General features: G+C 42.2%; 16 protein-coding genes and 1 pseudogene. 3 read left to right on the forward strand and 14 right to left on the reverse strand.

What is annotated here, in order from left to right; all coding sequences use genetic code 11:
- The 4 genes from F7734_RS00415 to aroF form a co-directional block, all read right to left on the reverse strand.
- Window positions 1–1,785 (reverse strand): thiamine pyrophosphate-binding protein, encoded by a 1,785-nt coding sequence (locus F7734_RS00415; protein WP_155742833.1) that lies wholly within the window; start codon window positions 1,783–1,785, stop codon window positions 1–3.
- A gap of 121 nt (window positions 1,786–1,906) precedes the next feature.
- On the reverse strand, window positions 1,907–3,430 hold the full coding sequence (locus tag F7734_RS00420) for a long-chain fatty acid--CoA ligase (RefSeq protein WP_155742834.1): 1,524 nt from the start codon (window positions 3,428–3,430) through the stop codon (window positions 1,907–1,909).
- A gap of 119 nt (window positions 3,431–3,549) precedes the next feature.
- Window positions 3,550–5,247, reverse strand: a complete 1,698-nt coding sequence (locus F7734_RS00425; RefSeq protein ID WP_243146595.1) for an aromatic amino acid ammonia-lyase — start codon at window positions 5,245–5,247, stop codon at window positions 3,550–3,552.
- A 95-nt stretch (window positions 5,248–5,342) separates the two neighbouring features.
- Window positions 5,343–6,437 (reverse strand): 3-deoxy-7-phosphoheptulonate synthase, encoded by a 1,095-nt coding sequence (gene aroF / locus F7734_RS00430; protein ID WP_155742838.1) that lies wholly within the window; start codon window positions 6,435–6,437, stop codon window positions 5,343–5,345.
- Window positions 6,438–6,978: 541 nt separating this feature from the next.
- Between aroF and F7734_RS00435 the strand changes: the two genes are divergently transcribed.
- Together F7734_RS00435 and F7734_RS00440 are read left to right on the forward strand one after the other, a co-directional pair.
- On the forward strand, window positions 6,979–7,797 hold the full coding sequence (locus F7734_RS00435) for a hypothetical protein (protein WP_155742839.1): 819 nt from the start codon (window positions 6,979–6,981) through the stop codon (window positions 7,795–7,797).
- Window positions 7,798–7,827: 30 nt separating this feature from the next.
- Window positions 7,828–8,982: a DUF1822 family protein gene (locus F7734_RS00440; RefSeq protein ID WP_155742841.1), complete on the forward strand. Its 1,155-nt coding sequence runs from the start codon at window positions 7,828–7,830 to the stop codon at window positions 8,980–8,982.
- A 2-nt stretch (window positions 8,983–8,984) separates the two neighbouring features.
- Here the strand turns inward: F7734_RS00440 and F7734_RS00445 are convergent, their stop codons facing one another.
- The 4 genes and pseudogenes from F7734_RS00445 to F7734_RS00460 all read right to left on the reverse strand — a co-directional run bounded on the left by F7734_RS00445 (window position 8,985) and on the right by F7734_RS00460 (window position 14,196).
- Window positions 8,985–11,618 (reverse strand): ABC transporter substrate-binding protein, encoded by a 2,634-nt coding sequence (locus tag F7734_RS00445; protein WP_166481651.1) that lies wholly within the window; start codon window positions 11,616–11,618, stop codon window positions 8,985–8,987.
- 718 nt (window positions 11,619–12,336) lie between these two features.
- A pseudogene (locus tag F7734_RS00450) lies at window positions 12,337–12,732 on the reverse strand (Uma2 family endonuclease); the annotation flags it as partial.
- 54 nt (window positions 12,733–12,786) lie between these two features.
- Window positions 12,787–13,671 carry a Uma2 family endonuclease gene (locus F7734_RS00455; protein ID WP_155742844.1) on the reverse strand — a complete coding sequence of 295 codons (885 nt, stop codon included), beginning with the start codon at window positions 13,669–13,671 and terminating at the stop codon, window positions 12,787–12,789.
- A gap of 207 nt (window positions 13,672–13,878) precedes the next feature.
- Entirely contained in the window at window positions 13,879–14,196 is a 318-nt protein-coding gene (locus tag F7734_RS00460; RefSeq protein WP_155742846.1) for a hypothetical protein, read from the reverse strand.
- Window positions 14,197–14,683: 487 nt separating this feature from the next.
- Here F7734_RS00460 and F7734_RS00465 point away from each other — a divergent pair, with 487 nt between their 5' ends.
- A complete protein-coding gene (locus F7734_RS00465) occupies window positions 14,684–15,397 on the forward strand; it encodes a filamentous hemagglutinin N-terminal domain-containing protein (protein ID WP_155742847.1) in 714 nt (237 codons plus the stop codon).
- A 213-nt stretch (window positions 15,398–15,610) separates the two neighbouring features.
- Here F7734_RS00465 and F7734_RS00470 read toward each other — a convergent pair whose 3' ends face one another.
- From F7734_RS00470 to F7734_RS00495, 6 genes are all read right to left on the reverse strand, one after another.
- Window positions 15,611–16,108: a DUF3368 domain-containing protein gene (locus tag F7734_RS00470; RefSeq protein WP_166481652.1), complete on the reverse strand. Its 498-nt coding sequence runs from the start codon at window positions 16,106–16,108 to the stop codon at window positions 15,611–15,613.
- On the reverse strand, window positions 16,105–16,350 hold the full coding sequence (locus F7734_RS00475) for a UPF0175 family protein (protein WP_155742849.1): 246 nt from the start codon (window positions 16,348–16,350) through the stop codon (window positions 16,105–16,107). The genes F7734_RS00470 and F7734_RS00475 overlap by 4 nt, the downstream gene beginning before the upstream one ends.
- 195 nt (window positions 16,351–16,545) lie before the next feature.
- The gene (locus F7734_RS00480; protein ID WP_155742850.1) at window positions 16,546–17,598 is read right to left on the reverse strand and encodes a metal-dependent hydrolase; all 1,053 of its coding nucleotides are present in this window, start codon (window positions 17,596–17,598) and stop codon (window positions 16,546–16,548) included.
- 119 nt (window positions 17,599–17,717) lie between these two features.
- On the reverse strand, window positions 17,718–17,864 hold the full coding sequence (locus F7734_RS00485) for a hypothetical protein (protein WP_155742852.1): 147 nt from the start codon (window positions 17,862–17,864) through the stop codon (window positions 17,718–17,720).
- Window positions 17,865–18,270: 406 nt separating this feature from the next.
- Window positions 18,271–24,459, reverse strand: a complete 6,189-nt coding sequence (locus tag F7734_RS00490; RefSeq protein WP_155742854.1) for a filamentous hemagglutinin N-terminal domain-containing protein — start codon at window positions 24,457–24,459, stop codon at window positions 18,271–18,273.
- A 75-nt stretch (window positions 24,460–24,534) separates the two neighbouring features.
- Window positions 24,535–24,762, reverse strand: coding sequence for a hypothetical protein (locus F7734_RS00495; RefSeq protein WP_155742856.1), 228 nt, complete (start codon window positions 24,760–24,762; stop codon window positions 24,535–24,537).
- Window positions 24,763–25,025: the final 263 nt, after the last annotated feature.

Genomic DNA, 25,025 nt, shown 5'->3' on the forward strand with positions numbered 1-25,025 from the left:
TTATAATTCTGTTGCACCTTGGGCAATCAGATTGCGAATCCGACCCCCAATAGGTGCAAGTCGGTGTGAGTCGATTCTGACATCAACAACAAAGGGAAGAGATGATAAGAGTGCTTTTTCTATTGCTACCTCCAAAGCTTCCTCAGTATTTACACGAATCCCATCAGCTCCCATAGCCTTAGCAAGCATGGCAAAATCGACACAGGGAATTTCAGTATCAATACCTTTAAAGCCCTGCATTGCCATTCCTTGATTGCACATATTGTAACGTCCGTCATTGAGTACAATCCAGACTGCAGGAATTTGGAACCTTACAGCCGTGCTGACTTCGTTATTCATCAGCATGGCTCCATCGCCAACAATAGCAACGGCTTTACCACACCGTGCTAAAGCAGCACCAACTACCCCAGCAACAGCCTGACCCATAGCCCCTACACCAGTGCTGATCCGGTAGCGCCCAGCTTGTGTAAATCTCAACAAGTTAGTTGCCCAAGCAAAGGAATTACCAGCTTCAGCCATCACTATTGCATTGCTTTGTTCTACTATCAAGCGTTGAATAGTATCCATTAACACATTAGGTCTTACTAAACCATGTATGCGTGGAGTTGTGACCGTAAACTCAGGATGAGGTAGCGGTAAAGTTTGTGACCAGTTAGGATGTTCTGGAAAATGTTTTAACAACTCTTTTAAAAACTCTGTAACCTCTGAGTGAACAGAGAATGTTTGTGCTAAAGGATACGCATTTCCAGGGACTTGGGAGTCAATATCTACGTGTATAAATCCCTCAGCAGGCACCATTGTCGGATTCCAAAAAGAAGTCGGCTCTCCCAATCGCGTTCCCAACACAAGTAGGCGGCGGGGACGTATTTGGTGCATATACGAAAGAACAGTTTCATGTCCGCTAAAACCCGTCACACCAACAAATTGTGGATGATCCTCTGGAAAGATACCTTTACCGCGAGGAGAACACATCACCCCTGCTCCTGTTTTTTCAGCCAGCAAACGGATCTCTTTCGCCGCATGTCGCGCACCAAAACCAACCCAAATACCAAAAGGTTCTTCTGAGAGCAGCCGCACGCATTCAGCGATCGCATCAGAGCTAGCAGTGGGAACCGATTGATGAAAGACTTGCTTTGGTAACTGTATTGTTATGGGCGTTGTTTGAATTGGAGTTGGAATACTGATGTGGGCAACAAAAGTTCCTGGCTGTCCCAAGCCCCGAGCTAACCTGCTATAAATTTCTGGAATTTCATCACCAGACTCAATAGTTGTAGCATAGTTAAAAAGATTACCAGAAGTAAATAAATCAGAAGTAGGCATTGTGTAAGCACTCGTTTCTTGACAAGCCCACCGACCGCGATTTCCAGACGGAGTTGCAGCGGATAAGAGAATAACTTTTGCGCCATCCCCACGTGCTGCCAAAAGACCTGTCAGAGCATTAGTGATACCAGGTCCTGTTGTAACGAATACTACAACAGGACGACCACTAGCAAAGTATGCTTCAGTAGCAGCAAAAGCTGCACCTGATTCATGGCGAAAGTGAAGGACTTCAATCTCGCTACGGCTCAAAGTTGCCCACATCGGTCCAATCCCACCACCGGAAATACCAAAAGCATGGCGTACTCCCAAATTGGCTAGTATTTCGACAATAGCTTCTGCAACCGTCAGTTTGTTTGATTCTAACTGAGTATGCTCTCCCTGGGAAGGTAATTGCTCGGCGTCTGTTGGTGGTGAGAAAATAGAAGACCCACTAGAATATTTTTGTGAAATGTTTGTCTGATGCATAGCAAAATGATTTTGGATTTTAGATTTTGGATTTTAGATTTTGGATTTTAGATTTTGGATTTTAGATTTTGGATTTTGGATTGAGACTAATGACCAATGACACTTGACCAATGACTAATGACTAATGACTAATGACCAATGACAATTGCCGAACTGATTGCTCGCGTAAAACTCGCTTGAGAACTTTGCCTGTAGGATTTTTGGGAATTACATTTACGATGTGAATTGCACGGGGAACTTTGTAAGCAGCCATGTTCTGATAGCAGAACTCAAGAATTTGTTCTTCAGTCATTGAGTACCCAGCCTTAAGGACAACATTGGCTGCGACTATTTCTCCTTTAATTGAGTCGGGAACTCCATAAACAGCGACTTCTGCGATCGCAGGATGTTGATAAAAAACATTTTCAACTTCCGTGGGATAAACCTTAAATCCAGAGGTATTGATCATGTCTTTTAAGCGATCTACGATATAGAAGTAGCCATCTCCATCCATGTAACCAATATCTCCTGTATGGAACCAACCGTCTTTGATGATTTGGGCTGTTTCCAAAAAGCGATTCCAATAACCAAGCATAACATTAGGTCCGCGAATAATGATTTCTCCCAATTCCCCCGGTTTGAGTTGACAGCCATCACCATTGACAATTTTCATTTCGACATTTTCAATGGGAGTGCCAATTGAACCGGGTTTGTATTTTAGATCGTGGTTGTAGCTGGCACAGGGTGACGTTTCGGTTAAACCATATCCTTGATGAATAACAAACCCAAATTTTTCTTGCCATCTATCTGCGACTTCTACTGGCAAAGGTGCTGCGGCTGAGAAGTAAAAATGTATGCTTTTAAAGTTATCATGAGAGATTTCTGCTTGCAACAGTTTGATAAAGATTGTTGGCACACCAAAAAACATTGTAATTTGATGTGTGTTAATTGCAGTTAAGACTTGTTGCAAGTCAAATCTTCGTTGCAAGATGATGGTTGAACACACGTTCAAGGCTGCATTCAGTATCGCATTTTGACCAAAGCAATGAAACAATGGTAAATACAACAGCAATCGGTCATCCGATCGCATTCCACAACAACGATTCTGGGAATACATATTAGAAATGATGTTGCCGTGGGAAAGGGTAGCGCCTTTGGGGAAACCCGTAGTTCCTGAAGTATAGACAATGCAAGCTGCGGAATCTCTTTCCAATTCCATAGCATATGCTATGGGGGAAGAATTTTTGATAAGTTGTGCTAACCTCATTCCCTTGCTAGGGTTGCCTTCTGCTATCAAAATATGTTGCAGTTTGGGTAAGTTAGCAACTTGTAACTCTTGACTTTGTTGCTCTGTTGTGATGATGGCTTTAGCAGAACAGTCGTTAAGAATGTAACTGACTTCTGCACTTTTGAGCATGACGTTAATTGAGACAACAATTGCTCCAATTTTGAGAATACCAAGATATGAAAAGATGAATTCTGGAATATTTGGTAGGAATAGAGCGACGCGATCGCCTGTTTTGATTCCCAGTTTTTGCAAGCCATTTGCGACTCGATTGGCGAGTTCATCAAGTTGCTTGTATGTATAAGATTTGTCTTCAAAAATTATGGCGATTTTGTCTGGAAATAGTAAATGACCTCGTTCTACATGATGCGCTATATTCATAAGGATATATTGCACTCTGATATGTGAATTTGACTTTTTTGAACCGCAGAGGACACAGAGAACGCAGAGGAAAGAGCAATGAGGAGGGGTTTTACGGTTTCTGCATAAATGACTCTGTTTCAGATGGAAGCAATATTGTTGATTGCAGCGACAATTTGCCCACCAGTTGCGATATCATCTGCTATTTGGGCTATGTATTTGTCTAACGGGTGTTCGTTGTCGTTCCAAATTAAAGGACGCTCTGAGGAAGGTTTTTGTCCAATAACATCGCGCACCGCTATATATAAATCTCTGGTTGCAGATGATAGAGTGGTACGGGCGTCATAATGGTTGGCAACTGTATAAGTCCGTAAATCAACTGCTTGTATCCCAAATATGAGCGCGATCGCCATGTATTGTTGAAAGATATTTACCGAACAACGTGCTAGGTTTGCAGAGGCAAAACCTTGGCTGTTAATATTTTGGTTAAATTGTTCGGCGTGGGAAGGAAATCTGTCAGCAATGGAATTTCCATAGAAGGTTAGCAGGGGCATAATGGAGTTACCAGATATTTGCAGACCTTTTAACCCCATGTTGACGTTACGTTCTCGGTTGCCAACTAAGGAGGCAGGTAGCCCGTTGTTAAACTCTGGTGCCACTAAATAGGCTATCTGTACATCTAGATGTTTGGCAAGTAAACCGATATAATAACGCAATTGGTCCATTGCTACGCCAACATACTGACCCAGGAAATTGCCGCCATGATAACTTGCTTGATTGGCAACATCAATGAGGGGGTTGTCGGTGACGGAGTTCAGTTCTACCTCAATTTGTTTTTGAATCTGCTCGATCCCATCGAAAATTGGTCCCATGTACTGAGGCAAACAACGCAGGGAATAACGATCTTGAATGGGTTGTTCGCCGCGATAGTCGTGGGAACCATCTAACTCATTGCGAATTAATTTGGAGCCTGCAAGGAGAGCAAGCATTTGAGCTGCTGCCCATTTTTGCCCCGAATGGGGTTTGAGTTTGTGGATGTATGGGTGGAATGATTGGTTGGTACCGTTCATAGCTTGGATAGCTAGGGCATGGGCTGCCATTGCTAATGATAGGAGAGTTTTGCTGTCGTACACGCAAAGAGATGCGATCGCTGTCATGACTGAGGTACCGTTCATCATTGCCAACCCTTCTTTAGGAAGGAGTTGTAACTTGTTCAAACCCAATTTGGCGAGAGCTGTTGGCGCGTCCATGTCTTCACCGTTAAAGTCAACGGTGTAACAAGAATCCAAACCAACCAAGGCTCCGGTAATGTAAGATAATGGCACTAAATCACCACTGGCACCAATTGAACCAAATTCGTAGACGTGGGGTGTCACACCAGCATTTAAAAACTTTTCCATGCGGCGAATGAGTTCCAGGCGAATGCCAGATGCACCGTGCAGGTGGGAGTTCGCACGTAAAAGCATGGCTGCACGGACATCAGCAAGTGGTAATCTTTTTCCTGCTCCAGTTTTGTGATACCATATAAGATTATTTTGAAGCAAGTCGGCACAATCGGGGGGAATAACAACATTTGCCATGCCACCGAAACCACTTGTGACGCCGTAAATTGGTTGGTTCGATTCTACTGCATTGCGGATGTAGTCACAGGATGCTTGTACGTTGTGCAAGGTTTCTTTATTGTCGGTGATGCTTACTAGTGCGCCCTGACGTGCGACGCTGGCTACTTCGTCTATTGTGAGGTTGCGATCGCCTACGACTACAGTTTTGTCGGAATATTGAAATAAGGATGGCGCAAAACGAGCAGTTGTGTTTGTACGCAGAGATGTTTTTTCCATGTTCATTAAGTTCGGTATTAAGAAGGAACTCGCAGTGAAGGCGGATGAATTCCGAGCAGTTTGTAATTTGTTTGGTAGAGAATTGGTATTGCGATTTATACGAGGACGCTGGGCGAAGCTTTGGTCTTTGCTATTGTGGCTTTGTTATAGTTTTGTGTGGCGCGACCGAGGAATTTGCTGAAAACGTTGATATCTAGCATTAATCTCTCGAAAGCTTCAATGGTGAGAGATTGAGGACCGTCTGAAAGTGCTTTGCTTGGATTTGGATGGACTTCCAGCATTAAGGAATCAGTATCGGCAGCGATCGCAGCTTTCGTCATAGTTGGTACAAATTCTGATTTACCAGTAGCGTGGCTGGGATCGACCATAATGGGTAAGTGAGTTAGCGATCGCAAGACTGGAATTGCAGAGATATCTAAGACGTTGCGGGTGTATTTTTGGTCAAAGCTGCGGATACCTCGTTCGCATAAAATGACATTGGGATTGCCTACAGCCAAAATATATTCAGCAGCCATCAACCATTCTTCAATTGTGGCTGATAATCCTCGTTTCAGGAGCACGGGCTTACCTGTTGCACCTGCTTTTTTCAATAGGGAAAAATTTTGCATATTGCGAGCACCAATTTGGATGATATCTGCAACAGAGGCAACTTTTTCTAGGTCAGTGGTATCCATAACTTCGGTGATGATCCCCAAACCTGTGACTTCACGAGCTAGAGCTAATAGCGATAGAGCACTTTCACCATGTCCTTGGAAAGCATAAGGTGAGGTACGGGGTTTATAAGCTCCTCCGCGTAAAAATTGCGCTCCTGCGGCTTTGACTCTCCGAGCGGTTTCGACAATCATTGCTTCGTTTTCTACAGAACAGGGTCCAGCAACGATGACTAAAGGATGGTTTTTACCAAAGATAACTGTTCCATTGGGTGTTGGTACAACCACTTCACTATATTCGCCATTGCGAAATTCCAAAGAAGCTCGTTTAAATGGCTTTTTTATCCGAAGAACTTGTTCAATATAGTGGCTCAAATTTTGTACTTGTCCCGGATCTAGTTCTGTTGTATCACCTATCAAACCAAGTACAACTTTGTGTGTACCTTGCAATTTTTCCGGTATTACATTCCAATGACGCACTTCTTTGCTAATGCGATCGATTTCTCCTTCTGTTGTTCCTGGTTTCATAACTATAATCATTGTTACAAATCTCCTTTGCTTTTACGAGTAACTTCTCCATCAAATTGAGTTTGGTACGCGATCTATACTTAAGAAGTTCGTCTCTTTAAAGTCGTTAACTGTTGCTTCAATTTAGAGAATACAGAAACAAACAAGGTTGTTCATTTACTGTTTCTGCCAGTTTGAGTGCATAATTTATCTTGGGTGATTGCTTAATTGTGTATGTCTGATTGCAGAAAACTGCATGGTTAATCTGTTAGCAATAGATGATATAACGGATGTAACGAGTAAGTTATCCGCATATCTGACGCTTGCCGTCTCACAATATCATTCCAAAAAAGCTTAGAGGTTTTACGCAAATTCCGTAATTTTTTTTTAACGTAGGATGGGCATCTTGCCCGTCCTTAATATTTTGAGGGGCATTGTAAAGTTATATTAAGAAGTCAGGGTTTTGCGTAAAACCTTGCCACTCCTTCAGAAAAAGCAAATAGAGGTTCAACAGAAGTAAGTATCCCTGGATATATTAAGCACAAAAATTGATATATTACCACAGATGATTCATATGACGACCTTTGAAGAGCCACAGTTACCGTTTCATAAGCTAGAACCCGATCCTCAGACACAGAGCGATCGGCTAAAATCACGGTTTGACGAAGCTCAATCCCAGTCTGGTGAAAAATTGCAACATCTAGCGATAGAAGTTCAACAAGCTACACCTCTGAGTCCTCAGAGACAGCGAGGGTTGACTAAGCTTATTCAAGAAATTTGGAAACAACCCACAATTGGTATACTAAAAAAGAGTCTCAGAAACAGATACTGGAGTCTACCAAATGGTCTTTATGAAGACCTTTTTAATGAAGCACTCCAAGAAACTTTAGTTGCGATGAGCCGACATATTGACAATTACCAATCGCAAAAGTCGTCATTTATTAATTGGATTTGTGGTTTATTAAAAAATAAATTCAGCGATGTTTACCACAAAGATTCCAAGAAAGGCATCAGGTTAATACCCGGTTGTAAAAATAAAAATAATGATAATTATAAGGAGAAACGAGTCCTATCTTTAGATGAGTTAGAAGAATTCATAGCCGAAAATTTGATATCGAATCATAGAGCAGATGGGAAAAACAATTCAAGCTCTGATTGCGATCGCCTGAGAGAACTTTTGATAAACGATCCTGATAATATTTTTAAAACTGCACATGTAAGAGGAAAACCTCATGCTAGTTTTCAGAACATAGCTATAGCTATATACGTAGAAGGTAAAAATATGCAACAGCTTTCTACAGAATTAAGTATTCCCTATTCAACACTTGACTGTTTTTTTAAACGAAAGTTGAAGAAACTAGAGACATATTTTCAGGAAAACTTACAATTATAGAGGTTTTAAATTAAATAGGAGGAATTAAGCATGAATAACTCTAGTGAAACTTTGACTTTTACAGTACCGCTTTCTTTTGAAGCACATTCTCTGGCTCAAAAATACAGCAAACACCATAACCAACTGGAGAAAGCCAAACAAGTTTATCTCAATACTTTGGCAGTCTACGCAGTGGAACATTATTTTCGATGTATGGGGTTTGAAACCGATTGGGAAAATAATGATAGTCGCAATCCACTGGTACAGAAATTTATGGATGTAGCGGATTTAGATGTTAAAGATTTGGGTAAGTTTGAGTGTCGTCCCGTGTTACCAGATGCTGAGGTTCTGAAAGTTCCATCTGAGGCTTGGGATGAGCGAATTGGTTATGTAGCTGTGCAGCTAACTCAATCTCTAAAACAAGCGACACTGCTAGGATTTGTACCCCAATTAGAGGTAGATCGAGGAATTATACCCTTGAGTCAGTTGTATTCGCTTGAAGTATTTCCGGATTATTTAAGTCAAAAAAGACAACAGTTACTACAAACTTCAGAATTACCAAAAATTGTGAATCTGGAAAACTGGTTAGACAATATTTTTGAAGCTGGTTGGCAAGCTGTAGAAGAATTTTTGACTCATCAAACATCTAGTATGACTTTTGGGTTTCGTAAAATAGCATCAGCAAGGGTTGACTTTGATACTAACAGTATTAAGCGTTTAATAGAACAGTTGTATGCCAGTCAGCGAGATGCCAACCACTCAAGGAAAATTTCTCTTGCAGAAGTAGAACCCAGCGTAGCACTTAGCCAACTTATACAATCAACTCAGGATGAAGAAATTCGCTGGAGAGCGATCGAGCTTCTATGGCAGATAAAACCGAACCATCCCGTTACTGGTGTCAGAAGAATAATGGATTTAGGGATGCAACTTGGAGGTTATCCAGTTGCACTTATGGTTGCTGTTTTGCCAAAACTTGATGGTAGGAGAGCAATACTTCTACGCGTTTACCCAATGGGGGGTCACTCTTTTCTACCCGTTGGTCTCAAATTAATTGGGTTGGATGAAGCTGGTCATACGTTTTCTCAAGTTCAAGCTCGCAGTGAGGACAATTATATCCAATTGAAATTTAGTGCAGATATAGGAGACAGGTTTAGTGTCAGGTTTACTTTGGGTGATGCTAGTGTTTTGGAGTTTTTTGTTGTTTAACTTTAGGGCTGACTGTTCTCGTCAACAAAATTACAGGAAGAACCGTCACATTGAACTTTCACTAACACTCCCAGGCGCTCGTCACGCCGATTATTAAATACGCGGTTACCTTCTGCCGTAAATTGCACTTTTGCTGTAGCACCTTCTGCTGAAAAATTTCCAACATTGGAGAATAGGTTTGCCATTAGCTGCTTGCGATCGGGTGTATTTGTCCTGTTTAAACTTTCGATAATTGCTTGAGTTGCATCATATGTCATTGCCGTCACCCAATTAACTTCTGATTGTTTTCCCCAAAGCTTTTTAGCGTTTTGTTCAAAAAGAGATCCGTTTCTATGCCAAGGGGTTGCAACTACAAGTTTGCTTTTTTCTGATGCTTTTCCAAATTCTGGACTGGTTGTTCCTGGTCTGTACATAGTACTTGCACCCAATAGTATCAATTCAGAATTACTTTGAAGATTGGCAACTTCCTTCACTAATTCTAATGCTTTCTGCAAATTCTCATTGGTTCCAGAAGGAGCTAATAGTATCACATTTGCTTTTTCTTGTTGTACTTTCTTCAAAATTTCTTGTACGCTATAGTTTCTTAGGTTATATTTAGGAATATCTTGCTGATGTGGCAAAGTCAGCAGTTCCTTTTGAAATGCATCTTTTACAGAATCACTAAAAGCTTCTCCTTCATCGTAAGCAACCACTGCTCTGATAGATTGTGAGTTTAATTTTTTATTAACATATTGATAGAGATTCTGAACGGAAATGCTATCACTAATAACAGTTCGTAAAACTTTATATGGCAATCTATCGAGTTTAGTAGACGTGCTTGTGGGAGAAATGACAAGAATTTTATTGTTATACCCATTGTTCACTGCTGCGATAGTCGTTTCGCTTCTATAGTGACCGATAACTGCTAAAATATCTTTCTTGTTGCGATCGCTCACCAGCGTTTGAGCAATCTGTGTAGCAAATTCAGAGTTATTTTTGTCATCTACTATTTCAACAAGCAATGGTTTGTTATTACTACCGCCCATACAAATTGAAGGTTGGTTATTCTGAATGGCAGTTGCTATATTATCAACACTGCCACAATTTAATTGGCTTTGGGCATGGGCAACTCCACGCAAAATTTCTTGAGCAACATAAGTAGAATCAAGAGATTCTCCAATGGGAACAGTGACTGCGATAGCCAGTTGATTCCCCTTCTTCTTTGCAATGGCATTATTTAAATAAATTAGGGTTTCTGGATCGTTTGTATCTAGACGGATAGAGTTTAGAAAATGATTAATAGCCAAATTCCAATCTCCGGTTGCAAAGGCATTTTTTCCTCTTTCCTTTTCGGAATTCATCTTGCTTTTAATCAAAATTTTGTCTCCCCGACTGAAGAATTTATCAATATTTGAAGAATTCTGTATCGATTTTGATGTAGATATTGGTGGGGGAATAATTTCTCCTTTATTTTGCAAATTCAACGCTATTAGAGTAGCTAGTGGTAAGCTTATAATCGCCAAAATTACAAAACTTGCTAGCTTGCGAGTGCGCCAAAACTTCAGACTTCTACGTTTGATTTTATCAATAATCGTTTCAGGCCAAAGTGGCGATGGTTCTGCTGGGTTCTGGCAAATTACAGGTAGCCAGGAAGCGCAAGGGTATTGATTTTCAATAAACTGCAATTTCTCTTGTGCTTGTCGCACTGCTAGATAAAACCGCTCACCTTGGGAAAATAGATGTAAGAATTCTCGTAAAAATTTTTGTGCTACTTCATCCGGTACAGGTTCCCGCATGACAATCACTTGGGGAATTCTCAGTTCCGCTAATTGATTCGCCAATCCCAAACCATCGCAAGAGTTAAAAATAGCTAACTTTAACCCATTTTCAATAGCTTGCGTAAAGGCATTTCTCAAGTTACTTAGAGCGGGACTGTCTATATTGCTAAGTTGAACGACACCATCTCTTCCTCCATCCTGACTGTAACTATGCCCTGAAAAACATAGAATATCCCAAGAGTTTTCCCATAAAATTTCACACAATTGGTTTTGTGTTGGATTTCTTAATGGTGTTACTTTTGCTCCTGGTAAACTATTTAAGAGATTTTCATCAATGCGAACGTTAATTCTTTCATCACTACCCAAGATTGCCAAAATTTTAACAGGTCTTTTGAGCGGTTTAGATGGTGGAGCGAATCGGGCACCTAGAGAGAACCATGCTCTGCGACGATTTTTAAATAACTCCCATAGATGCCAAGGTAGTTTTTTGAGTATTTCATTATTAGTCTGGAATATGATATGAGCCGATTCAGTTTTGCTGACTTCCTCTTCCACATATATACGTAATTGTGCAACAGAAGGATGCTGAAACCACTTTTTAAGATGGTTTTCAAGCGAGCGAGCTGCTAGCCTGCACTCTTCTGGACTGGAGACATTGGTAATCTGAGCAGGATCGACTAAAATAGCCCTTTGTACCGATTCTAGATTATTGTAATTTTCTTGAAAATTTCGAGAAAGCGTGAGAATTTCAGGCGATGGTGGGAAATATCCTTCTTCCTCCCTGTAAACATTTTCACCTTCTTTACCAATTCGCAGAGTAACAGGAAAACCTTGCTCAAAATCACCACTATCGATATTAAATATAACTACTTTAGTCATAAACATTTAGTTTATTTTTAAACTGTTATAAGATTCCTATTTGATTTTTGAAAACCCCGGTTGGCTAAAATCTTACCGTACAAAGGCTTAATTCTCAATATACGTAGTAAGAATCAAGTCGGGTTTCTATATTCGCTTCTTTAGTATATTATTTATCACTGAATAAAAACTAGAAAATTTACAAGAAGAAAGGCAGAGCCTCGCACCACTGGAACAGAATTGGATGACTTCTAAGGAATAGAGTACCCATACAGTAGTCAATGTTACAATACCCCCGACAACTCATGGGAAGTCAGGGATTTGAGCAAATTTACCCATCAGAACTTATGAGACAAACCACTTGATTTTAAAGTTCCCTTTTATGGTAACGCTCCTAATGAGTCATTGACCTACGTCGAAGTGATTACCCACTTTTTAGGCAACAAACTCAAGAGCGCAGTTTCCTGGTTGATTGACGATTTATGAAGCCGGGTAATGGGGGATTGGTCAGGGCAGGGTCAAGGGTAAGCCGTATGTTTTCTGGGCCATCAACTTTTTACTTACCACTAACAAACGTCAGCGTTCTAGGTAGCTTTTTTAGGGTATGAACTATTCTTGCTATTCATAGCTTAACAAACTTGCTTAAACAATTCATTCACTTTTCGTGTATGCTGAAATGCAGAATTTTCCAATGGTAGGTGCTGAAAACTGCAATGTATCTTACTTTTAGAGAAAACTGTTATATTTCATCTGGATTTATGCCCAATTGGCGCAAACGTTCTGCTAATTGTTCTACTCTTCTTTTCGCTTTAACTGCCTCTTGTTGAGCTTGTTGTGTTTCTTGTTTGGCAGCAATTGCTTCTGTGAAGAGTACAGGTATTAATTCACCTTCTATAGTCAACCATCGCAACCATAATCGCCTAATCCCGTGAAATGAACCTTCCCACAATCCCAAACTTAAACCTATCTCTGGCATCAACAAGGGTCCATCCGTCAAATTCATGGATTGATACTCCCCATCTACCAAGTGAAATCCTTGAAGTTCATTGGTATAACGATTAAAGATAACATAATAAGGAACCTGTAAAATTCGTTCATACACGAACCACTTAGTAGTAGGTTTGCCAGGTTCACTAGTGAAGCGATAAGTGAGCGATTACGACTATACTGCCGAATCGCTATCAAATTGTTACTCCACTTCATCTAAATCTATGCCCAATTGGCGCAAGCGTTCTGCTAATTTTTCTGCTCTTCTTTTTGCTTCATCTGCTTCTTGTTGAGCTTGTTGTGCGTCTTGTTTGGCTTGTTGTGTTTCTTGTTTGGCTTGTTGTATTTCTTGTTTGGCTTGTTGTATTTCTTGTTTAACTTGTTGTGTTTCTTGTTTGGCAGCAATTGCTTCTTCTGAAGGATGGGGGATTAATTCACCATTCAAAGTCAGCCATCGCAACCATAATCGTGGCATCCCTCGAAATGTCCCCTCCCACACTCCCAAACTTAAACCGATCTCTGGCATCAGCAAGCGTCCATCCGTCAAATTCATTGCTTGATACTCACCATCTACCAAGCGAAATCCTTGAAGTTCATTTGTATAACGACTAAAGATTACATAATAAGGAACCTGTAAAATCTTTTCATACACGAACCACTTGGTAGGCGGTTTATTTGGCTCACTTTCAGTTTCTCCCAAATCTTCGTCTTCCGTACCGGGAGATAACAACTCAACTACGACAGTGGGATTGACTTTTTCTTGCCAAGTCACATAACTTAAACGTAAATCTTGCCCTTGATATAACCTTTGAACTCCCACCACACCAAACCAATCGGGACGTTTATACCACAGAGTATGCTCCACATCGTAGTAGAGATTCAGGTCAATCGCACTGTAAACTAGTTCTGGGTTCCAGTTTGGTGGTATAAAAGTTAACATTAATAGCAATGGCTGAAATAAGTGAAATTCGTCTGGCAAACCGGGTTCCTCTGGATTGTCACTTGGTAGATCGTACATTGTCGGTAGTGTTTCATCTACAGGAACTGGTTGTTGAAATTGATGAATAAAGCGAGTTGGAGATGTCATGATGTAATCAGAGATCTACTAGTCAAGAAAATCTGCTGCTCGCAATGTAGAGCAGATACGTTCATTATGACTAATAGTTTGCCTAACAACACTTTTTACTGCTTTAAAAACTGATTTCAGCGCATCGCACTAGCCGTTACGCTCCCTTGTATCGCACTTTTACCCCCCTGAACGGTTACGTCTTATTGCTCTCTTTTACGTGGTAAGTTACACCATCTGCAATTTTTCTTTTTGAAAAGAATCTTTAAATTTCCCTCTTTTGGGTTGTAATTGTGAGTTATCCAAATAATTGCTCAGTTGATTCTCTTTGAGCAAATTTGGTTTGATGTTTTCGTTCATTTTTGCCCAAATTATACAAATTTTTTCACCAGAGACTGTTGTGGTTTTTATTCTTACATTAATATCATGTTTTACACAAAATATTGAAGATAAAATGCTAACAGTAGATACTGTAAAAACCAGTTGTTTAAGAAAACCGTGAGAACGATTAGGAAATGAATATTTTTCACTTTTAACTGCGTTCACGATGAATTCCTCGCGTAAATTGATAGATACAAATCGGAAAAATAGTTAATAGATTTTTATAGCAATCCTAATTGATGGATAAATTACCCCATTTCTGTTTTGTCTCTTATCTTTTGCAGTTTCATAAATTAGATAGAACTGCTATATTGGTCAAGCTATGAACTGTTCTTGTTATTTATAGCTTAAAAAAAACGCTTGAACAATTCATTCACTTTTCGTGTATGCTGAAATGCAAAATATTCTAAGGTTATATGCAGAAAACGGCAATATATCTTACAGAAAAGAGTATACTTTAGAGATAAGTACTGTTGTGTGAAGTTGTTGTAGATTTTTTTATATTTAGAAAAAAATGATTTTACCAGGGCTTACGCAAAGCCCCTCTTTTTAAAGATACACTTTTATGCATTCTCTAGAAAGCTGGAGCGTGATATTTTGATGGTTGATTAGGTTATGAGACTGAAAAAATAGAAAAGCTACGTGAGGTACAATGTTGCTACATCAGTTATTAGGAAGAGAGTATGATTGTCATTGCTGGGTAAGACAAATAATTGGCGTTACGATGGGCATAGGAGCGATCGCATTTCAACAAATGCCTACTAGTGCTCAAATCACTCCGGATGACACCCTACCTAATAACTCTCAAGTCACTCGCATTGGCAATATCAGACTTATTGGGGGCGGAACTCAAGCAGGAAGTAACTTATTCCATAGCTTTAGTGAGTTTTCTGTTCCCACAGGAAACGAGGCTTACTTCTTCAATGGGACGGATATTCAAAATATCTTCAGTCGAATTACGGGTGGATCTGTCTCCAATATTGATGGTTTAATTGAAGCAAACGGTAACGCGAACCTATTTCTAATCAATCCCAACGGTATCATCTTTGGTAACAATGCTCGTTTAAATATTGGTGGTTCATTTCTGGCAAGTACAGCCAGTAGCCTAAAGTTTGCAGATGGAAAGGAATTTAATGCAACTGCACCACAAAATGCCCCCTTGCTGTCTATAGGTGTTCCTCTTGGTTTGCAATTTGGAGAAAGTCCTAAAGCGATCGTCAATGAATCAGGCTATGGCATCTTTTATTTTCTTGCCGATTTTTTCAATCTACCACCTGGTTTGAAAGTCGAACCAGGGAAAACTCTAGGGCTTGTAGGTGGAGACATTATCCTCAAAGAAGGGGCTCTTCCGTACTTAGTGGGCTAATTTTCAATTACAGTCGATAACTTTCCTTTAAAATCAAGGCTTACAGTCGCTTATAGTCACGTATTTTATCCTTAATGCTGAATTGATATCAATAATGACTGTAATGAAAGCCCAGTAAGGATTACAGGCTAATTTCCACAAGAATTTAGCCCACTAAGTAAGGAAGATCCCTTTTGTGACACTCAGCATACTTCTGGCGTTGCACGTTGAACATTACAGTGAGTCGTTTTCATTAACAAGCTGTAGAACACTGTTGTACAAAGGTGTCGCCACCCAAAATCCTGCTTCGTTAATTAAAGCATCTAGCAAGGGTTTCACCTCAGCAATCAGCCCTTGACTTTTCGCTTCAACCAAGATACCCAACACTCCCGTATATCGGAGATTAAGTCTAGCAGCAACAATACGACCACGACGTTCATCAACTAGAACTTGAGATGCTTTGAATTCAATTGCCAGAGCGATCGCCTCAGCCTCACCAAGATCGAGTTCATTCCTGAGTGCTTCTACCACTGTGCGATTGGCTACTGAATGGGTGACGATCCAATCAAAGGTTTGTACTTCCATTGCTCCTGCTACGGGAAAGTCAGGATCGGTCAGTTCTTGATAGACAGCTTCAGGGATAAGTACCGTGCCGTAAAGTTGTTGCAGAAGATGAAGTTGGTTGATTGCAGCGAGATTATTGATAGGTGAAGTATCGCTGACAACGATCACAGTCTGCCCATCTCCCGCAAATTCTTAATGTCCTCTTGGAAATCTTCTACATCATAATGCACTGAAATTTGACGACTTGCCAGTAAGTGCTGAAACGCAATCCGGTTCATCAGAGCAAACCGACTCGCTTGAGCGAGGGTAAGCTTTTCCTTCTGAAATAGCATGACTGCAATTTCCTGCCTCATTTCCGCCTCAGTCATGCGGGTTATAGTTAAAATCTCATCAGGGATAATGATGCTCATGATTAAATTCCTCTTTATCACTCTTATTGTAGGCGTTTTAGCAGGAACTGATATCATGTCCGCTTATAGACCCTAAATAAAACTCACACAAAGACGCAAATGTTCTTGCTCGCTATCAGGTTTCTCCCTTTCAATATACTCCTTATCAGAACTCCGCGTAGGCTCTGTAACTGTGAACAGCCACGAGAAAGACTACTAGATTTTAAGCGTCTCATTTATGGCAATGCTCCTTATCAATAATTGACCTGTGGCGAACTGATTACCCAGTTTTTGGGCAACAAAGTCAAGGGGCGCAGTTTCCAGCTTGACTGACGATCCATTGAGTTGAATAAAAGGGAATTGGTGAAGGTCAGGGATCAGTTCTATGTCTTCTGGGTCATCAATTTTTAACTTACCACTAACAAACATTAGCGTTCTAGGGCGATAGAAACGAGCTAAAGATTCTTTTAAGTTTTCGTCATCCAAAGTTAATGACTCAATATTAGTAATGGCAATCTGACCAACATCGGCAGTAATTCGCTCAGTAATAATCTGACTATCTGGCTCGGTGCCTGCTTTGTAAACTTTACCATCCTTAGACAAGACCAGGAACCCCTGACTGTGTGACTCAACTAGCAAAAAATTCCCCACAACTTTTGTGCGATCGCTTGAACGAAACCCTTCGATATGGGTAATTATGAGATGAGCCCACCCATGCTGATTGTAAAGCTGTTCAACCCCGGAGATACTGCCAACCAACCTATTATAGTATGTCATCATGCCACCACTAGAGTTGACGGTAAGGCTAAACATCAGAATAATTAACAGCATTATCACCAGAGCAGACTCAGCTGGGCTGTTTGTTTTGAGTCTGAATTCTCGGTTTTCCGGCCATCCAACTCTCACTTTTGAAGGCCAGAATAATTGACAGCCAGAAACGGTGAAGATATCAGCAAAGTAGCCAAAGAAATAGCCGATATTCAATGCATGAATGAAATCCACAGCCACAGGAGTTAGTACAACTATTGGATATGAAAATATAGCTAGTATACTAGATCCATACAAGCTGTGAGTGGCACCCCTGTGACGAAGCCTCTGCCGTAGGAAACGTGAAACTGGGGAAAATATGCGACCTGCATAACTGGTGCAGGTGTCTATGTCTGGAAGAAGCGACGCAGCTGCACCAATCACAATTAATCTTGCATCAGCTGTTTGAAGCAAAAGACTTGTTGCTGTGGCACTAATGACTAAGTGAGTAATCCCCATCATATACGATGCTTGTCCTCCTTGGGTAAAGCCCTGTTGGGTAGTCTTTCTTACATCTATTCATTTTGATCTCTTCTTGCAGTCCGTCTATGTGTACCACCTGCTCTACGTCGAGGTAAGCTCTATCTAGCACCTTCATTCATTGTGATGCCGGAATAGTCCATACAAGCACGCAGCGACTGATACCCAATGCCATATTTTGTTTGCAATTCTCCTATGGAAATTTTTAAATCTTCTGGCTCTCCAGAAAAGTTTTGTTTATTGACCATGCGATCGCTTTTTTTATACTTATGTTTTTCAATATTATTGTTACCTAAATATTAATTAAGTAGTATAGTAAAAACTCTGCTTGCTAGGTAAAGCTTTGGCTTGGGAAGCAAGCTAATAAAGGCGATTGTTGGAATGGTCAACTGTGTATATACGGTATAAAAGATATTATTATTAACACTATATTCATCGCCTTAGCAACAGCTTTACAAAGTGGCTGTTCCATCATTTATTCTGAAGATATAGCCTTTCTCAGTCTAATGAGGTACACCCCCCTTTCATCCCCCCTTGGTAAGGGGGGACAGAGGGGGGTAATTTTTGTACCTCACTAGGTTGGAATTTGCTGTATGCAACATAATCAGTTGATAAATAACAAAGTACAGATTTTAAATCCCTTTGTGTGACTCCCTAACGACACTCGCGGCTCAAAACTAATTGCCCTGAAGGCAACTTATACACGCCTTGCGGTTCCACAATCGGGTCACCCTTTTGCCACAAATGTGATGCACTATCTCTGATAACACCACGCACATCACCTGTGGAATAAGTTGAAATTGAAACATCGCCAGGGCGGTTGGGTAAACCACCAGAACCCGTAATTATAAAGCTACCTTTAATTTGGCGATCGCGGGCAATGCAACTATTGGCAATCAATGCATTTGTATCAATGGGAGTTTGTGGCAACTCACTGAGACTATTTACAATAGCGTTGTTGTCAGGTGCAATGAGATTAACAGCACCTGCAACGCCTAAGTCAGAACTGGCTGTAATATCACTTTTCTCAGTTCGCCGTGGACGTGACTCGATTCCAAAGATACCTTGAGAATTTATTTGAACGTTACCACCTCTACCTTGAAAAGCATTAGCAGTGATATCGCTATCTTCTTCTGGAATAGCGATGATATACTTCGAGTTGATGCTGATGTTACCGCCATCACCACCCAGCCGTGCAGTTCCTGCAGTCGTAGAGATTTGACTTCCACGGCGTAGAAGCAGTAAGTCTCTGACTTGTAGTGTGATATTGCCGCCGTTACCTGATGCAGATTCAGCAATGAACGTCGCGCTATTGTCTAAACGAATTTGGGGTGCGGTCACTTCAATGTCGCCTGCTGCTCCTGAACTGAGAGAACGAACAAACAAGCCACTGGCAGCTTCAGGATTTGCGATCGCACTGGAGCCAGAAACATTTACATAATCTGTAGCGTTGATTTGAATTTTTCCTGCATCCCCTTTTCCAGAGGTGCTGGCATTTAGTCGAGCGCCATCAGTTAAGGAAACTGAGCCTGATGTGACATTAATGTTTCCCCCTTTACCAATCGCCCCACTTCCCAAATTGCTGAAAATACCACTACTAGAACCGTCCTTCTTCCCAGCAATCGTCACCGCGCCTGTGACATTGACGTTGACATTCCCCCCCTGACCTTGTCCGCCAGTCTGATTGGAAGATGCTCCACGAACAAAGGTTCCCAGTTGAGCGCTATCCTTGAGGGACAGTGTTGCCGCCCTGATGTTGACGTCGCCACCGTTGCCCACCGATCCATTTTCTACAGTGCTGAAGATGTTACTGTCAACAACAGACACAGAATCCTTTGCTTGTACCAATATACTACCTGCATTCCCTTTTCCAGAAGTGCTGGCACTTAAGAGAGCACCATCAGTTAAGGAAACTGAGCCTGATGTGACATTAATGTTTCCCGCTTTACCAATTGCCTCACTTCCCAAAGAGCTGAAAATACCACTAGGTCCGTTCTTCGCCCCAGCAATCATCACCGCGCCTGTGACATTCACGTTGACATTCCCTGCCTGACCCTGTCCGGCAGTCTGCTGAGAAGATGCTTCACGAACACTGGTTCCCAGTTGAGCGCCATCCTTGAGGGACAGTGTTGCCGCACTGATGTTGATGTCGCCACCTTTGCCCACTGCTCCATTTTCTACAGTACTGAAGATGTAACTGTTACCAGCAACAGACACAAAATCCTTTGCTTGCACCAACACACTGCCTGCATCCCCCTGACCAAAGGTGCTGGCAAGAAGTTGAGCACCATCAGTTAAAGAAACTGAGCCTGATGTGAGATTAATGTTTCCTCCTTGACCAATCGCTCCACTTCCCAAAGAGCTGAAAATACCACTAGATCCATTCGTTCCCCCAGCAATCGTCACTGCTCCTGTGACATTGACGTTGACATTCCCCGCCTGACCCTGTCCGGCACTCTCGTTGGAAAATGCTTCACTAACACTGGTTGCCAGTTGAGCACCATTCTTGAGGGACAGTGTTGCCGCACTGATGTTGATGTCGCCACCTTTGCCCACTGCTCCATTTCCCACATCGCTCAAGATGTAACTGTTACCAGCAACAGACACAGAATCCTTTGCTTGCACCAACACACTGCCTGCATCCCCTTGTCCATTAGTGCTAGCACTCAATTGAGCACCATCAGTTAAGGAAACTGAGTCAGATCTCACATTAATGTTTCCCCCTTTACCAATTGCTCCATTTCCCAAAAAGCTGAAAATACCACTAGCTCCATCCTTTTCCCCAGCAATCGTCACCGCGCCTGTGACATTGACGTTGACATTCCCCGCCTGACCCTGTCCGGCAGTCTGGTTGGAAGATGCTTCACGAACACTGGTTCCCAGTTGAGCGCCATCCTTAAGGGACAGTGTTGCCGCAGTGATGTTGACGTCGCCACCCTTGCCCACACCCTGTGATTCCACAGTGCTGAAGATGTAACTGTTACCAACAACAGACACAGAATCCTTTGCTTGCACCAATATACTACCTGCATCCCCTTGTCCAGAGGTACTAGCAATCAATTGAGCGCCATCAGTTAAAGAAACTGAGCCTGATGTCACATTAATGTTTCCCCCTTTACCAATCGCCCCACTTCCCAATCTGCTCAAGATGTAACTGTTACCAGCAATAGACACAAAATCCTTTGCTTGCACCAACACACTGCCTGCATCCCCTTTTCCAGAAGTGCTGGCACTCAATTGAGCACCATTAGTTAAGGTAACTGAGCCTGATGTGACATTAATGTTTCCCCCGTTACCAATCGCCCCACGTCCCAAAGAGCTGAAAATACCACTAGAGAATCCGTTCTTCACTCCAGCAATCGTCACCGCGCCTGTGACATTGACGTTGACATTGCCTGCCTGACCTTGTCCGGCACTCTGGTTGGAAGATGCTGCACGAACACTGGTTCCCAGTTGAGCGCTATCCTTAAGGGACAGTGTTGCCGCACTGATGTTGATGTCGCCACCTTTGCCCACTGCTCCATTTTCTACAGTGCTGAAGATGTTACTGTCAGCAGCAGACACATAATCCTTTGCTTGTACCAATATACTACCTGCATCTCCTTGTCCAGAGGTACTGGCACTCAATAGAGCACCATCGGTTAAGGAAACTGAGCCTGATGCGACATTAATATTTCCCCCTTTACCAATCGCCCCACTTCCCAAATCGCTGGAAATACCACTAGGGAATCCATTCTTCCTCCCAGCAATCGTTACCGCTCCTGTGACATTCACGTTGACATTCCCCGCCTCAGCTTGTCTGGGTGGCTGGTGGGAAGATGCGTCACGAACAAAGGTTCCTACTTGAGCGCCATCCTTGAGGGACAGTGTTGCCGCACTGATGTTGATGTCGCCACCTTTGCCCACTGCGCCATTGCCCACAGTGCTGAAAATGTAACTGTTACCAACAACAGACACAGAATCCTTTGCTTGCACCAATATACTACCTGCATTCCCTTTTCCAGCGGTGCTGGTACTCAATAGAGCACCATCGGTTAAGGAAACTGAGCCTGATGTCACATTAATGTTTCCCCCTTTACCAATCGCCCCACTTCCCAAATCACTGAAAATACCACTAGCTCCTTTGTTCACCCCAGCAATCGTCACTGCTCCTGTGACATTGACGTTAACATTACCCGCCTGACCTTGTCCGGCACTCTGGTTGGAAGATGCTTCACGAACACCGGTTGACAGTTGAGCGCCATCCTTCAGGGACAGTGTTGCCGCACTGATGTTGACGTCGCCACCTTTGCCCACTGCTCCATTTTCTACAGTGCTGAAGATGGTACTTTTAGCAGCAGACACAGAATCCTTTGCTTGCACCAACACACTGCCTGCATCCCCTTTTCCAGCGGTGCTGGCACTCAATTGAGCGCCATCAGTTAGGGAAACTGAGCCTGATGTGAGATTAATGTTTCCTCCTTTACCAATTGCCCCACTTCTCAAATCGCTAAAAATACCACTAAATAATCCGTCCTTCACCCCAGCAATCGTCACCGCTCCTGTGACATTGACGTTGACATTTCCCGCCTCAGCTTGTCTGGGTGGTTGGTTGGAAGATGCTTCACGAACACTGGTTACCAGTTGAGCGCCATCCTTGAGGGACAGTGTCGCCGCATTGATGTTGATGTCGCCACCTTTGCCTACACCCTGTGATTCCACATCGCTGAAGATGTAACTGTTACCAGCAACAAACACAGAATCCTTTGCTTGCACCAATATACTACCTGCATCCCCCTGACCAGAGGTGCTGGCACTCAATTGAGCGCCATCAGTTAAGGAAACTGAGCTTGATGTCACATTAATGTTTCCCCCTTTACCAATCGCCCCAATTCCCAATCTGCTGAAGATATAACTGTTACCAACAACAGACACAGAATCCTTTGCTTGCACCAGCACACTGCCTGCATCCCCTTTTCCAAAAGTGCTGGCAAGAAGTTGAGCACCATCAGTTAAGAAAACTGAGCCTGATGTGAGATTAATGTTTCCCCCTTTACCAATCGCCGCACTTCCCAAAAAGCTGAAAATACCACTGCGAACTCCATTCTTTACCCCAGCAATCGTCACCCCTCCTGTGACATTCACGTTGACATTCCCTGCTTGACCTTGTCCGCCAGTCTGGTTGGAAAATGCTCCACGAACAAAGGTTCCTAGTTGAGCGCCATCCTTGAGGGACAGTGTTGCCGCACTGATATTGATGTCGCCACCTTTGCCCACTGCTCCATTTTCCACATTGCTGAAAATACCACTGCTGTTACCAACAACAGATACAGAATCCTTTGCTTGCACCAACACACTGCCTGCATCCCCTTGTCCAAAAGTGCTAGTACTTAGTCGAGCGCCATCAGTTAACGAAACTGAGCCAGATGTGACATTAATGTTTCCCCCTTTACCAATTGTTCCATTTCCCAAATAGCTGAAAATACCACTAGCTCCATTCTTAGCCCCAGTAATCGTCACCGCGCCTGTGACATTGACGTTGACATTTCCTGCCTCAGCTTGTCCGCCAGTCTGGTTGGAAGATGCGTCACGAACAAAGGTTCCTAGTTGAGCGCCATCCTGGAGGGACAGTGTTGCCCCATTGATGTTAACGTCACCACTTTTGCCCACTGCTCCATTTTCCACATTGCTCAAGATGTAACTGTTACCAGCAACAGATACAGAATCCTTTGCTTGCACCAATATACTACCTGCATCCCCTTGTCCAAAGATACTAGTATTGAGTTGAGCACCATTAGTTAAGGAAACTGAGCCAGTGGTGAGAATAATGTTCCCCCCATTGCCATTTGCGCCTTTATAGACTTGAGCAGCTAGCATTGTTGGATAAGTGGCTCCTGAACCATCGAGCTGAATCGATTCAATACCCGTGACTTCCAAGGTTCCTCCCGACTGAAACCCCAAAGTACTCGCTTCAATTTGAGACCCTTGTTTCAGGGAGATTCGTCTGCCTTGTACGCGGACATTTCCACCCCCGATTCCACTTGCATCTACAGTTGCTTGTTGTAAGAGTTGGATATCTCGAAAATTTTGCACACCACCATAATCCAAAGTCCACCCGTTCGCAACCGACACGAGACCAACCAAGCTCTCTGACCCCACACTACCCAATTCAATCCGCCCGCCTGTACTCTTTAGGGTTCCACCCAAGAGTTCTAAATCACCACCAACCAATGCCAGAGTTTGATTTGCTCCTAACCGCAGCGCATTTGCTGTATCAATCAAATCACTTGTTAACCTTGTCCCTTGACCATCGCCAATGACTTGGATCTTTCCTGGATTTGCCCCAAATTGCAGACCCCTTGGAACACTTATAGTCAGCAATGGTGTTGTTTGGGTACCGTCTGTCCTAAACTCAAAGCCATCTACAAATTTCAGATTACTAGCCGTACTTGCTAAGAAAGAGCCGTCAACATTTAATTGAGCATTGGGTCCAAAAACAATGCCATTTGGATTAATCAGCAACAGATTAGTTGTTCCTAAGGTGCGGATCGACCCATCAATATTAGAAACTGACCCACCTGTTACCCGACTAATGATGTTTTGAATGTCAACCGTATTGTTAAAGAAAGCTTCACTACCAGTAGGGACAGAGAAATCTTTGAAACTGTGGAACAAATTACCGCCTGCTTGTGTTCCACCTGTTATATTGAAGGTATTGCCATTGATGTTGATGATAGAATTATTTGGTAAAGTGTCGTCTGGGGTAATTTGAGCCAAGGCGCAATTTGTAAATGGGACAAATGTACCAATAAAAGCTATTCCCAAACCTTGGAACAAGTTTACACGCATAGGTATCCCAAACATCGCGCTCTCCGTTGGTAGTAGCCAGTGTTTAATCTCTGACTATAGAAAATAGGTTTTCATTTTCACTGAGTTTTGTCAATCCTGTCTTCTTTGTTCCTTAAAAAAGGAAATCTGCATTGAGGATTTGAAACGATCGCCTGCAACGTGCCACCGGGCAAACCCTATGCGGCACGTTGGTACTCTTGGATAGCTCAAGGAAGCAGTGGGAGAGGTAGTTCTGAGACAGGTATCTAATACTACCTGTATTCTCAGTTCATTAACTCTGTGTTTTCTGCGTCCTCTGCGGTTCATTAAATTAGCCATCTTTGAGAATCTGCTGAATTCTTGCTCCACTTGCAAGTAGCGTAAAGTTGGCGCTAACTCTATCAAGATGGAACAAATCAAAGATTTTAGCTTTAAAGGACAAAAATTAATATTTAATGAGCATCATAAAAAAATTGGTTGGAAAAATCATTCACTATTTCTGCCTGTAGATTTGCTAACTTCTGCACACTAGATTGCAGAATTTTGTGACATCTGTTGCAGAAAACTGCAACTCTTTGTGCAGGACTTATTCTTGTTAAACT

The sequence above is a fragment of the Scytonema sp. UIC 10036 genome, assembly GCF_009725235.1.